Raw genomic sequence first — 11,959 nt, 5'->3', positions numbered from 1 at the left:
CCCCTAGCGCGGAAGGATCACGGTGAATGTCGCGCCTTCACCCGGTTCGCTTTCGACCTTCATCCGCCCGCGATGCCGGTTGACGATGTGTTTTGCGATTGCCAGCCCGAGGCCGGTACCCCCTAGTTGCCGGGACCGGTGACTGTCACCGCGATAAAAGCGTTCGGTCAGACGTGGCAGGTGAATCGGATCAATTCCAGCCCCCTTGTCGCGGACTTCGATCTCGGCGGTTGGTGCCCGCAGCGCGGGGTCCCGGTCACACAGTTGAATGGACAGAGACACCTCTTTGCCCGAGCCACCGTATTTGATGCCGTTTTCGACGAGATTGGTAAACACTTGCCGCAATTGATCCTCGTCACCGGGGATCATTACAGGGTCTTCTGGCAATGCGACTGTCAGGGCGACGCCATTCGTTTCAGCAAACGGGGTCAGCGATGACAAGGTGGAGGACAGCAGCGCTCCCAATTCGACCTGACCGGTCGGGCGCACGCGCTCTTCCGCCTCGACCCGGCTGAGCGACAGTAAATCCCCGACAAGGCGATTCATGCGACTCGCTTCCTGCTCCATGATGGTGAGAAAGCGATCACGCGCCTCGGTGTCATCGCGCGCCGGGCCGCGCAATGTGTCGATAAAGCCGATCAGAGCGGTCAAGGGCGTGCGCAGTTCATGGCTGACATTGGCGACAAAATCGCGGCGCATCTGGCCCGCATGTTCCATGTCCGCGCGATCCTGAAAGCTGACCACAGCCGCGCCCGATCTCCCCGGCCCCGCCGTTTCGAGATAGCGGCAGGTCACGTCAAGCGGCGCGTCCTGCTCCGCACTCCCCAACTTGTGCCGTGCGAGGTGTTCGCCATGGTCGGCAAGCGTCGCCTCGATGGCGGCGATCACCTGCGGCTGGCGCAGCACGGTCGCGAAATGCCGCCCGACCATTTCGGGGCTGAACATCTTGAGCGCCTCGGCGTTGGCGGCGACAATCCATTCGGACGGGTTGATCACGACCGTTGGCAGCGGCGTCGCCCGCAAGAGCAGGTCCAGTGAGGTCTCAGGCACCTGTCTGGGCCGTTGTCGCTGCGGCAACAGCATCCGAGAAAATCGCCTTCAGTTGCTCTGGGTCTTCAAGGCCAACGGAAATCCGAAAGAACCCTTCATTCAGGCCGTTTGCCGCGCGTTCTTCGGGGCTCATGACCCGATGGGACGAGGACGCGGGATGTGAAAGCGTGGTTCCGACATCGCCAAGCGTCGGCGCAAAGCTGAGCCCATCGGCAGCGCGGGTAAAGGCATTGGCCGAGGCCCGACCACCGTTCAGTTCAAAACTGACCATGTTGCAGCCCTGCCCGTTCAGCAAGTGATTGGCGCGGTCGTGATCCGGATGATCGGCGCGCGACGGATAGAGCACCCGCGTGACGCCCGGCAACGTCGCAAGATGGTCGGCCAGAATGGCTGCCGTCTGCTGGGCGCGATCAAACCGCAAATCAAAGGACAACATGCCGCGTTCCGCCAGCCAGCAATCAAAAGGGCTTGGCGTCAGCCCGGTGGTCACGGCGAAGACACGCAGTTTTTCGGCCAGTGCGGGGTCACGGGCAACCGCATAACCAAGCATCACGTCGGAATGGCCCGCCAACAGCTTGGTCAGCGAATGTATCACGATATCTGCGCCGTGCTCGAAAGGTCGAAAAGCGCGCGGGGTGGTAAAGGTATTGTCCACCGCCAAAAGGATATTGCGCTCACGGCATAACGCCGCCAGCCCTTCAATGTCAGCCACCCGCAGCGTAGGGTTTGAAACCACCTCAACCAACAGCATGCGTGTTTCAGGCCGCAAGGCGGCCGCAACCGCCGCTGCATCTCCGGGATCTGCGAGTGTCGAGGAAATACCGAGGCGCGGCAGGTCCTCGTTCATCAGCCGCATTGATCGACCGTAAAGCTGATTGCCACCGACGACGTGATCACCGGTGTCCAGCAGACCCATCAGAACCGCGCTGACGGCTGCCATGCCTGACCCGGTGACAATGCCTCCGCTCACGCCTTCCATCGCGTCCATACGGGCGGCGACGACATCGGCGTTGGGGTGGCCTTCGCGCGAATAGGTGTAACCGTGCAGACGACCGTCATATTGATCGTCCAGCATATCGGGTGTTTCGCTGGCATAGACCACCGATGGTGACAGCGGCGTTACCACGGGATGACTGGCGCTATCCGGCAGCGGTTGTGGCCGGATCAGCGATCCTCGCGCGTTCTTCATTGTTCAACCACCTTAAGCTGTTCGCGGAAAATGACCATGTTCTTGTGATAGTGCGAGGCCGAGCTTGCCAGAATCTTTTTCGCCTTTTCATCAAGCTGCTTTACGACACGGCCCGGTGCGCCCATCACCACGCTTCCCTCCGGGATCTCCTTGCCTTCGGTAATCAGCGCCCCTGCCCCGATCAGGCAGTTCTTGCCGATTTTTGCGCCGTTCAGCACCGTGGCACCCATCCCGATCAGCGAATTATCTCCGATCGTGCATCCATGCAGCATAACCTTGTGGCCGATTGTGCAATTGGTTCCGATCGTCATGGGAAATCCGGGATCCACGTGCATCACACAGTTTTCCTGTACGTTTGAGCCCTCGCCGATCAGAATCTGCTCGTGATCTGCCCGAATGGTCGTACCGAACCAGACAGAGGAACCTTCCTCCATCACCACCTGACCGATGACGTTGGCATCGGGGGCGATCCAGGTATCGGCGTGTATCGTCGGGCTTTTTTCGCCCAAAGCGTAAATCGTCATGAGTTTTCCTCGAATTCTGCCTGCAGGGCGCGGACATGCCCAGTCAGGTCCGGTTGCTGGCTGCGCCGCAGCCGCGTGGCGGTGACGATGGTCTTGAGCCGCTCTTCGGTGGCATCCAGATCATCGTTGATGAGCACAAAATCATAACCATCCCAGTGGCTGATCTCGTCCCAGCTTTTCTGCATCCGGCGCGCAATGGTCTCGGCATCATCCTGCCCGCGACCTTCAAGCCGCCGGCGTAGTTCGGTGATCGACGGGGGCAGCAGGAAGATCGAGAGCGTGTTCTGCCCAAGGGCCGAGTTGCGGATCTGCTGAGCGCCCTGCCAGTCGATGTCAAAGAGAACGTCCTGTCCCGAGTCTATTGCAGCCTGAACCGGCGCGCGCGGCGAGCCATAGAAATTACCAAAAACATGGGCATGCTCCAGCATTCCACCGGCGGTGACCTGAGTTTTGAAGTCGGACTCTGTTGTAAAGAAATAGTCGACCCCATCGGTTTCACCCGGTCGCGGCGTACGGTTCGTGGCGCTGACCGAAAATACGATCGACGCATCCCAGTCGCGCAACCGCCGCGCCAGTGTGGATTTGCCCGCGCCCGAAGGCGAAGAGAGGATGATCAAGAGGCCGCGCCGGTCTGCCATTTCGTATGAATTCCCTTTGCTATTCCACGTTCTGAACTTGTTCACGCATCTGGTCTATCACCGCCTTGAGGTCGAGTCCGACAGCCGTCAGTTCCGTAGACTGCGATTTGGCGCAGAGCGTGTTGGCCTCGCGGTTGAATTCCTGCATCAAGAAATCCAATTTGCGCCCGACCGCTCCACCCTTGGCAAGCAAGTCACGGGCGGCAACGACATGGGCGTCGAGACGGTCGATTTCTTCGGTGACATCGGCCTTGACCGCGATGATCGCAAGTTCCTGCGCAACGCGGGTCGGATCAGCCCCATCGGTGTTGTCCAAGACACGGGCAAGATTGGTCCTGAGCGCGTCTGCCATTGCCTCTTTGCGGGCCTCGGCGAACCCCTTGGCCTGCGTTGTCAGGGCCTGTATGCGGTCAAGCTGTTCGGCCAGAACATCCTGCAATGCAGCCCCTTCGGCCTTGCGCATCTCTAGAAATGCGGCGACGAGCGCCGGGAAGTCGGACCGCAACCGAGCGATCAACGCTGCATTGTCGTCGTCGGTGGCTCCGGCGTCGAACATACCACGCAGCGAAAGCAGGTCACTGGCATGTGACGGTGCCAGCGTTACCCCCCATTCCTTTGCTTCGGCCTCTATCTCTGACAATGCGCCCAACGCCGCGGACAGAGCCGAGCGATTGAGGGCCAGTTCGCCGGCCTGGTCATTGCGCGCAATGCGCAGAGACAGCGTGACGTTGCCACGTGTCGCGGCCTTGGCGAGATCGGCGCGCAACGCAGCCTCCAACCCCTGAAGCCAGTCAGGCACGCGCAGGCGCAGGTCCAGCCCCTTGCCATTGACGCTGCGCAGCTCCCATCCCCAAGAATAGGGCGCGAGTTCCCCTTTTGCCGAGGCGAATCCCGTCATCGAGTTGATCATCTGCGCCCTGCCCTGCTCGCGGTCTGTTGTGCGTCGTGTCGTGGCTTACCTAATGGTATTGCCCAATACAGGGCAAGCCCCCGACAGAGCGCCCAAGGACCAGGCACCGGCGCAAGGTTAACCAAATGCTAAGGTTCTTGTTCAAAATCTTCAAAAATGTGTCACGTTAAAGCTTAGGTAACGATTATGAAGCAAGTCCTACGAACGGGTTTGGCCAGAAGGCAAAGCGTGTGCGATCGGGCTGCTGTGCAAGAGAGACAAACACATGTTCAGTATTTTCCGCCCGAAAGAAACGGGAAAGGTGGTTGCAATGGATCGGTTCCGCAGTGGAGCAAGTCTGTCTTCGATCCGGCAGGCAGAAGCCTATTGGAGCGCGCTGCGTGACGGCGCCGAAATCCCGTTCCGCTCGCAGATTGATCCGCGCGGGTTGGAACAGGTTCTGGAATATGCCTTCATCCTCGAACGCGTGGCACCTGGCGTTGGCCGGTTCCGTCTGGCCGGGCAGCACCTGTGTCAGCTTGCCGGAATGGAAGTGCGCGGCATGCCTGTGACGTCGTTTTTCACGACTGACGGGCGCGAAGGGATGGCCGCAACGCTGGAATACGTCTTTGACACTCCGGCGATTGCGGAACTGAGCCTCAATGGCGAACGGCAAAGTCTCCGCGGCCCTTGCGAAGCACGCATGATCCTGCTGCCTTTGAAGAGTGACCTTGGTGATTGCAGCCGCATTCTCGGCGTCCTGATTGCAGACGGTGATTTTGGGCGTGCACCACGCCGCTTTGATATTGTCGACACCCAGATACGTGACCTAGCGGCGGGCCTTGAGCGCCCAAAGCGTGCGCAAGAGGCCGCACAGGGTTTCGCCGAAACGCAGGCCGTTCTAGGCGGTAAGGCGCCCTGGCTGCGTTTGGTCAAGAGTGACGAGTGAGCGCACGGTCGGAAAATCAGCCGACGTTGTGGATTTCGTCCTGAACGGCGCCCAGATCCGGGAAGAATACGGTCCGGCCATCAAAACTGGCGATTCGATCCCGTTCCAGCTTGCGGATGGTACGCGAAATCGATTCTGGCCCGGTGCCGACCAGCGCGGCCAGATCCTTGCGAGCGATGGGCAATTCCAGAATATGCCCCTTACCCGTCACGAATTGACCGTAGCGTTCATAGAGCTTCAGAAGCGCATAGAGAAAACGCGTACGGACGCCCCGGTTCAGAGCAGCGACGAGATTTTTCTCGGTCTTTTCGTGGTCGCGCACGCAACGCTGTAAAAAGCGGTCGCGCAGCTTGGTATTTCGGTCGAGCAATTCCCGGATCGCAGCATGGCTGAGGTAGCAGGTGGCGGTCCGCTTCAATGCCTCGGCCGAATTGCGGTAGGGTTTACCTGTCAAAAGCTCTTGGTAGCCGAGCGCCCCTCCCGCGTAGCCGAGGCGAACCAAGGCCATTTCCCCATCCGGATCGAGGCGGCGTTCGCCGGTCAAGCCGGTGCGCACCCAGTACATGCCGTCACAAGGCGCCCCCTGGTGAAAAATTACTTCGCCGGGCTCGAACACATGATCTCGCTTGACGCGGGTCACGAAGGCGAGTTCGTCGGCATCGAGATCGTGCCACTCGTCCATACGATGCAGGGGGCAACTAGTGCATTTGAATGTTGGTACTCTGCGACCGGCTTTTGTCATGGCATCTGCGATCGATTTTTGACCCGGCAAAGAGAATTTGGGTTCGCACGCTTGATCAGGATCAACGACGGCGCTCTATCATTCAAGCATGTATGGTTTAAGGAAATGCGTCAAGCTGAGGGGCGCAACTTGGAAGAGACGGAGACCAACACCATCGCAACCGCGTTCCGGATGCTGGACCGGTTCGGAGACGCGGCCCCGCATCAGGTTGGACTGCGTATAGTAGAACTGCGGGAACGAGGCGAGATGGAGGCGGCGGCGTACTGGCTTCGGGTGCATCGGCTGGTCGCCGAGTTGCTCGAAGACGGGCCCAAACGGTCACGCCAATAGCAAGAGAACCATCGTGACTTGCGAGGCGCCGGAGGCCGGCACCCGCGTGTTTCATGAGAACCAGATGTGGCTGAACCGCTTCAACCAGCTTCGCGTTGCTGGCGGTTTGCGCGAAGGCTTGACAGTTCCTCGGCCACGAGAAACGCCAGTTCCAGCGATTGGCTTGCATTCAGGCGCGGATCACAGGCCGTGTGGTACCGGTCCGACAGATCCTCGTCGCTGACGGCCTTAACGCCACCGGTGCATTCGGTCACGTCTTGCCCTGTCATCTCAAAATGCACACCACCGGGCACGGTGCCTTCGGCGGTATGGATTGCAAAGAACTCCCGAACTTCACGAAGTACCGAGTCAAAGGGCCGTGTCTTGTAGCCGCTCGACGATTTGATGGTATTGCCATGCATCGCATCGCAGACCCAGACCACCTCGGCACCCTCTTCGCGCACTGTCTGGATCAGGCGCGGCAGGTTCTCTGCCACCTTGCCAGCGCCAAACCGTGCGATCAGGGTCAACCGGCCCGGCTCGTTTTCCGGGTTCAGCTTGGCCATCAGCAACTTGAGATCGTCGCTGGTCATCGTCGGGCCACATTTCAGGCCAATCGGGTTCAACACACCACTCGCGAATTCTACATGCGCGCCGTCCGGCTGACGCGTGCGATCACCGATCCAAATCAGGTGACCCGAGCCGGCCAGCCAGTTGCCCGAGATTGAATCGCGACGGGTCAGCGCCTCTTCGTATTCCAGCAGCAGGCTTTCATGGCTGGTGTAGAATTCGACGGATTGCAACGTGTGCGCCGTGTCCTGATTGACGCCTGCCGCTTTCATGAAGTCGAGCGTGTCACTGATCCGGTTGGCGACTTCGCGATACCGTTCCGCCTCTTCGCTTTCGGTAAAGCCAAGGGTCCAGGCGTGAACCTGATGCACATCCGCATAGCCGCCGGTCGAGAACGCACGCAGCAGGTTCAGCGTGGCAGCAGCCTGCGTGTAAGCCTGCAGCATCTTGGCCGGATCGGCGATGCGTCCCTCGGGGGTAAAGGCCAGTTCGTTGATGATGTCGCCCCGGTAGCTGGGCAACTCAACACCGTCGACCACTTCGGTGGGCGCGCTGCGTGGCTTGGCGAATTGCCCCGCCATGCGCCCGACCTTGATCACAGGAACCTTGGCGCCATGCGTCAGCACCATCGCCATCTGCAGCATAACCTTGAAGGTGTCTCGAATGCCATCGGCGCTGAACTGGTCAAATGCTTCGGCGCAATCCCCGCCCTGCAGCAGAAACGCTTCGCCACGCGAGGCCGCAGCCAGATGCGTCTTGAGGCGGCGGGCTTCGCCAGCAAAGACCAATGGCGGATACTTGGCCAGTTGCGCCTCGACAGCGTTCAATTCCGACTGGTCGGTATAGTCGGGCATCTGAATCCGAGGCTTGCTGCGCCATCCGGTTTTTTGCCACTTGCTCATCGCTCTGATCTCCGTTCCGCGTGTCAGATTGCCTCTATACAAAAGGCCGTCGCGGGTTGCCATATACGAATTGCGTCTCTTGACGTCGCAGATAGGGTTTGAGCAAGGTAACCTTGGCGTGGTGCTGTTCGAAGGAATTGGTAGATGAAAGAGCAACGCAAAGTTGTCGATGTCGAAACGAAGCTTCTGAAACCGCGCCGCTTTGTCTTTGTGCTGCTCGACAATTTCAGCATGCTGAGCTTTGCATCGGCACTGGAAAGCCTGCGGATTGCAAACCGTATGGCCGGGCGCGATCTCTATTCGTGGCGATTGATCGGTGAAGGCGGCGAGTCGATGAAATGTTCGGCGGGCACCCTGTTTCACCTTGATGGCGATCTGGACGAACTGAACCGCGACGATACAGTCCTGATCTGTGGCGGGATCGACGTGCAGGCCGCGACCAACAAACGGCTGTTGGGCTGGGCGCGGCGAGAGGCCCGAAAGGGACTTTTGGTCGGTGGGTTGTGCACGGCGGCCTTTTCGCTTGCCAAGGCCGGTCTTCTCGATGGCAAGAAAGCGACCATCCATTGGGAAAACTCAGACAGCTTTGCCGAAGAATTTGAAGACGTTGTGCTGACCAAGTCGGTGTTCGTGATCGACGGCAACCGGATGACGACGGCGGGCGGAACCTCTTCCATCGACTTGATGCTGAAACTGATCGCGGATGATCACGGCGAAGAACTGGCCAATTCGGTGGCGGACCAGCTGATCTATTCAAGCATCCGCACTGATCAGGATACACAGCGCCTGTCCGTTCCGACACGCATTGGCGTGCGTCACCCCAAGTTGAGCCAGGTCATTCAGAAGATGGAACAGAACATCGAGGATCCGATCAGCCCCTCGGTTCTGGCCAAAGAAGTCGGCATGTCGACCCGGCAGCTTGAGCGGTTGTTCCGGCGGTATCTCAACCGATCGCCCAAGCGTTACTACATGGAACTCCGCCTGCAAAAGGCGCGTAATCTGTTGATGCAGACCGACATGAGCGTGATCAACGTCGCACTCGCTTGTGGATTTGCCTCACCCAGCCATTTCTCAAAATGTTACCGCGCGCATTACGACACGACCCCATACCGTGAACGCGGCAGCCACGCGGCCCGGCTGTCTGTGTGATCAGGGCGCGGCGATTGCTGCTACGACCGGCGCGGCCCGACGACTTGATGCCGCTTCACGAGATTTTCTCGGATCCGCAGACCATGCGGTATTGGAGCCATCCCGCACACGAGGACCTGGCGCCGACGCAGGCGTTTCTAAAGGGGTTCATGCGTGCAAACCCGATCGAAACCTACCAATTCATTCTCGACCTTGACGGCATCTGTGTTGGTAAGGCCGGAGTGTGTACCAAGCCCGAAGTCGGGTTCATCCTTCATCACGCACATTGGGGTAACGGGCTGGTCCGCGAGGCGATGGAAGAGATCCTTCCTCGTGCCTTTAACGTGTTTTCGGACTGCGATGCGCTGACTGTAGAAGTTGACCCGCGTAACACAGCGTGATGTCGGCTGCTGGAACGGCTCGGCTTTCAGATCGATCGCATTGGCGAACAGGATTTTCTCTACGGCGGGACAGAATGGTGCGATACGGCCTATTACCAGCTGCCCCGCGCCGGGCTTCATCCCGCGGGCGATAAACGGTAAATCGCCCCCTGCCCGACAGAAATGAACCAGATTGATCCGTCCGGCGCTTCGACGATATCGCGGACACGCTCGGTTTCCGCACCTTTGATCTGTTCGACCTCTCGCAAGGGGGCACCATCAAGTCGGCTGATATAGTCAAACTTTAATGCACCGACAAAAATGTCCCCTCGCCATTCGGGCCGAAGCCGCCCGGAATAGACCATCAGGCCAGACGGCGCGATGGATGGATCCCAATAATGCTGGGGTTGCTCCAACCCCGGTTTTGACGTGCCTTCCCCTATTCGTTTTCCCGAATAGTGTTTGCCATAGGAGATGATCGGCCAACCGTAATTCTGGCCCTTGCGGATCAGGTTCACTTCGTCCCCACCGCGTGCCCCGTGTTCGGACGTCCAGGCCCTGCCCTGTGGGTCCGCACCTAGGCCTTGTGGATTGCGATGGCCCAGTGACCAAATTTCAGGCAGCGCACCGGGAACGCCGATAAACGGGTTGTCCGAAGGCACGGAACCGTCGCGGTTTATCCGCACGATCTTGCCGTTATAGGCCCCAAGATCCTGCGCCAGCGCGCTTTGTCCGCGATCACCGACGCTGATCAAGAGCGTCCCGTCCCGCGCCTCGATGACACGGCTTCCGAAATGTCGGCCAGCACCACCGCCATCCGTGGCTTCAAACAGCGTACGGACATTGGTAAGCGCGGTTCCGGCGGCGTTCAGCCGACCCGAGGCCAAAGCGGTCCCCGCACCACCGCCCTGTGGTTTGGAGTAGGTCAAAAAGACCTCACGGCTGGTCGCAAAATCACGCGGGACCATAACGTCCAGCAACCCGCCCTGCCCAGAGGCACGCACCTTGGGGACGCCATCGACCTTCGCCGCCTTGCCATTCGCCACATAGAGCAGATCGCCATCCCGCTCGGTCACCAGAAACGCACCGCCGGGCAGGAAGTCGACCGCCCAAGGCGTATCGAGCCCGGTGATCATCGGATCAACGCGGACCTCGCCCGCGTCCGTCTCAATGGTGCCGGCGTGTGCGAGCGTGGTGGTGAGCGCAATCAGGGCGCCGATCAGGACGTTGAGCATGGCAAACCTCGTTTCTTACCTGTTCTACCTAGGCCGGTATTCCTGTTTACCAAATCTGCCGAAGCCCGATCTGACCCAGCGGAAACCACAGCGACATGGGACTTTTCTTTTGCAGGCGCCTTGCCTAGGGTTCCCTTTGAACATTGCGTTCCAACACGGGAGAAACCAAATGAAAAAACTGCTTTTGGCCACAACGGCCACCGCATTGATCGCAGGCTCTGCCTTTGCGGGCGGCCATGCAAAAGATGTGAAGCTCGGGATCCTGATCGGCTTTACCGGCCCAATCGAATCCCTGACCACTGCGATGGCAGCGGGCGCCGAATTGGCGATGAAAGAAGTCACCGAGAGCGGTGCTCTGCTCGACAGTGCGACAGTCACGCCGATGCGCGCCGACACGGGCTGTATCGACAACGGTTTGTCGACAGCCAACGCCGAACGCCTGATTGCCGACGGCATCAACGGCCTGATTGGTGGCGACTGTTCCGGCGTCACCGGTGCGATCCTACAGAACGTGGCGATCCCCAATGGCATGGTGATGATCTCGCCCTCGGCGACCTCGCCCGGCCTGTCCACAATGGATGACAACGGTTTGTTCTTCCGCACAGCACCGTCCGACGCCCGCGAAGGTCAGGTGATGGCCGACATCCTGACGGATCGCGGCATCAAGTCGATCGCACTGACCTATACCAACAATGACTATGGCAAAGGCTTGGCCGATGCGATTGTCACATCTTTTGAAGCAGCTGGCGGTGAAATCACCATCAGCGCGGCGCATGAAGATGGCAAAGCGGACTATTCCGCAGAAGTCGGCGCGCTGGCCTCGGCTGGCGGCGACATGCTGGTTGTGGCCGGGTATCTGGATCAGGGCGGATTGGGCATCATCAATGCCTCGCTCGACTCTGGTGCCTTTGACACCTTTGGTCTGCCCGGCGGGATGATCGGGGACAGCCTGCCCGAGAATGTCGGCCCTGATCTGAACGGCTCGTTCGGGCAGATTGCCGGTTCCGGTGGGGACGGTATTGAAAAGCTGACAGCGATGGCCGGAGACGCGTTTGACGCGACCTCGCCCTATACCCCTGAAAGCTATGATGCGGCGGCGTTGTTCATGTTTGCGATGCAGGCGGCCAATTCGACCGATCCGGCAGAATATGGCTCCAAAATTCTCGAAGTCGCGAATGCACCCGGCGAAAAGATCTATCCCGGTGAGCTGGCCAAAGGGCTTGAGATCATCAAGAACGGCGGCGACATTGACTATGTCGGTGCGTCCGCGGTGGAATTGATCGGACCGGGCGAGAGCGCTGGCAGCTATCGCGAGATCGAGGTCAAGGACGGCAAGAACGAAACCGTCAACTTCCGTTGATCGCCAAGATTTGAACAATAGAGCAGCCCGGCCAGAATTGTCCGGGCTGTTTAAACAATGATAACCGCGCAAAGCGGATTTCGAACAAGCCGCA

Annotated in this window: 13 protein-coding genes; 5 read left to right on the top strand and 8 right to left on the bottom strand. The window is 59.4% G+C overall.

The window, feature by feature from the left end; genetic code table 11:
- Nucleotides 1–3 precede the first annotated feature (3 nt).
- The 5 genes from ABJO75_RS25875 to ABJO75_RS25855 are packed head-to-tail and all read right to left on the bottom strand — an operon-like array spanning nt 4 to nt 4,311.
- Nucleotides 4–1,050 (bottom strand): ATP-binding protein, encoded by a 1,047-nt coding sequence (locus ABJO75_RS25875; RefSeq protein ID WP_348125312.1) that lies wholly within the window; start codon nt 1,048–1,050, stop codon nt 4–6.
- A complete protein-coding gene (locus ABJO75_RS25870; RefSeq protein WP_348125310.1) occupies nt 1,043–2,239 on the bottom strand; it encodes an aminotransferase class I/II-fold pyridoxal phosphate-dependent enzyme in 1,197 nt (398 codons plus the stop codon). Before ABJO75_RS25870 ends, ABJO75_RS25875 begins: the two co-directional genes overlap by 8 nt.
- Nucleotides 2,236–2,763: a gamma carbonic anhydrase family protein gene (locus ABJO75_RS25865; protein WP_348125308.1), complete on the bottom strand. Its 528-nt coding sequence runs from the start codon at nt 2,761–2,763 to the stop codon at nt 2,236–2,238. The genes ABJO75_RS25870 and ABJO75_RS25865 overlap by 4 nt, the downstream gene beginning before the upstream one ends.
- Nucleotides 2,760–3,401: a guanylate kinase gene (gene gmk, locus ABJO75_RS25860; RefSeq protein WP_348125306.1), complete on the bottom strand. Its 642-nt coding sequence runs from the start codon at nt 3,399–3,401 to the stop codon at nt 2,760–2,762. Before gmk ends, ABJO75_RS25865 begins: the two co-directional genes overlap by 4 nt.
- A gap of 19 nt (nt 3,402–3,420) precedes the next feature.
- Complete coding sequence (locus ABJO75_RS25855) at nt 3,421–4,311, bottom strand: YicC/YloC family endoribonuclease (RefSeq protein WP_348125304.1); 891 nt, start codon at nt 4,309–4,311, stop codon at nt 3,421–3,423.
- 265 nt (nt 4,312–4,576) lie between these two features.
- On the opposite strand from ABJO75_RS25855, the gene ABJO75_RS25850 reads away from it, so the two are divergent.
- The gene (locus ABJO75_RS25850) at nt 4,577–5,239 is read left to right on the top strand and encodes a PAS domain-containing protein (protein WP_348125302.1); all 663 of its coding nucleotides are present in this window, start codon (nt 4,577–4,579) and stop codon (nt 5,237–5,239) included.
- A gap of 16 nt (nt 5,240–5,255) precedes the next feature.
- Here ABJO75_RS25850 and ABJO75_RS25845 read toward each other — a convergent pair whose 3' ends face one another.
- A complete protein-coding gene (locus ABJO75_RS25845; RefSeq protein ID WP_348125300.1) occupies nt 5,256–5,921 on the bottom strand; it encodes a Crp/Fnr family transcriptional regulator in 666 nt (221 codons plus the stop codon).
- Nucleotides 5,922–6,110: 189 nt separating this feature from the next.
- On the opposite strand from ABJO75_RS25845, the gene ABJO75_RS25840 reads away from it, so the two are divergent.
- Complete coding sequence (locus ABJO75_RS25840; protein ID WP_348125298.1) at nt 6,111–6,311, top strand: hypothetical protein; 201 nt, start codon at nt 6,111–6,113, stop codon at nt 6,309–6,311.
- 80 nt (nt 6,312–6,391) lie between these two features.
- Here the strand turns inward: ABJO75_RS25840 and ABJO75_RS25835 are convergent, their stop codons facing one another.
- A complete protein-coding gene (locus ABJO75_RS25835; protein WP_348125296.1) occupies nt 6,392–7,762 on the bottom strand; it encodes a 3-deoxy-7-phosphoheptulonate synthase class II in 1,371 nt (456 codons plus the stop codon).
- Nucleotides 7,763–7,906: 144 nt separating this feature from the next.
- On the opposite strand from ABJO75_RS25835, the gene ABJO75_RS25830 reads away from it, so the two are divergent.
- Nucleotides 7,907–8,911, top strand: coding sequence for a GlxA family transcriptional regulator (locus ABJO75_RS25830; RefSeq protein WP_348125294.1), 1,005 nt, complete (start codon nt 7,907–7,909; stop codon nt 8,909–8,911).
- 14 nt (nt 8,912–8,925) lie between these two features.
- Nucleotides 8,926–9,291, top strand: a complete 366-nt coding sequence (locus ABJO75_RS25825; RefSeq protein ID WP_348125292.1) for a GNAT family N-acetyltransferase — start codon at nt 8,926–8,928, stop codon at nt 9,289–9,291.
- Between the two features lie 116 nt (nt 9,292–9,407).
- Here ABJO75_RS25825 and ABJO75_RS25820 read toward each other — a convergent pair whose 3' ends face one another.
- Nucleotides 9,408–10,505 carry a PQQ-dependent sugar dehydrogenase gene (locus tag ABJO75_RS25820; protein WP_348125290.1) on the bottom strand — a complete coding sequence of 366 codons (1,098 nt, stop codon included), beginning with the start codon at nt 10,503–10,505 and terminating at the stop codon, nt 9,408–9,410.
- A gap of 169 nt (nt 10,506–10,674) precedes the next feature.
- Here ABJO75_RS25820 and ABJO75_RS25815 point away from each other — a divergent pair, with 169 nt between their 5' ends.
- On the top strand, nt 10,675–11,865 hold the full coding sequence (locus ABJO75_RS25815; protein ID WP_348125288.1) for an ABC transporter substrate-binding protein: 1,191 nt from the start codon (nt 10,675–10,677) through the stop codon (nt 11,863–11,865).
- Nucleotides 11,866–11,959 lie beyond the last annotated feature (94 nt).

Origin of the sequence: Sedimentitalea sp. (assembly GCF_039973035.1) — a bacterium.
Taxonomy (GTDB): domain Bacteria; phylum Pseudomonadota; class Alphaproteobacteria; order Rhodobacterales; family Rhodobacteraceae; genus Sedimentitalea.
The sequence above is the reverse complement of the archived record's forward strand: the minus strand, read 5'-3'. Positions and strand labels throughout refer to the sequence as shown.

Coding starts and splice junctions, on each gene's coding strand:
- ABJO75_RS25870 (WP_348125310.1), bottom strand. CDS start 2,239: ATGAAGAACGCGCGAGGATCGCTGATCCGGCCACAACCGCTGCCGGAT.
- ABJO75_RS25865 (WP_348125308.1), bottom strand. CDS start 2,763: ATGACGATTTACGCTTTGGGCGAAAAAAGCCCGACGATACACGCCGAT.
- gmk (WP_348125306.1), bottom strand. CDS start 3,401: ATGGCAGACCGGCGCGGCCTCTTGATCATCCTCTCTTCGCCTTCGGGC.
- ABJO75_RS25855 (WP_348125304.1), bottom strand. CDS start 4,311: ATGATCAACTCGATGACGGGATTCGCCTCGGCAAAAGGGGAACTCGCG.
- ABJO75_RS25850 (WP_348125302.1), top strand. CDS start 4,577: ATGTTCAGTATTTTCCGCCCGAAAGAAACGGGAAAGGTGGTTGCAATG.
- ABJO75_RS25845 (WP_348125300.1), bottom strand. CDS start 5,921: ATGGACGAGTGGCACGATCTCGATGCCGACGAACTCGCCTTCGTGACC.
- ABJO75_RS25835 (WP_348125296.1), bottom strand. CDS start 7,762: ATGAGCAAGTGGCAAAAAACCGGATGGCGCAGCAAGCCTCGGATTCAG.
- ABJO75_RS25830 (WP_348125294.1), top strand. CDS start 7,907: ATGAAAGAGCAACGCAAAGTTGTCGATGTCGAAACGAAGCTTCTGAAA.
- ABJO75_RS25820 (WP_348125290.1), bottom strand. CDS start 10,505: ATGCTCAACGTCCTGATCGGCGCCCTGATTGCGCTCACCACCACGCTC.
- ABJO75_RS25815 (WP_348125288.1), top strand. CDS start 10,675: ATGAAAAAACTGCTTTTGGCCACAACGGCCACCGCATTGATCGCAGGC.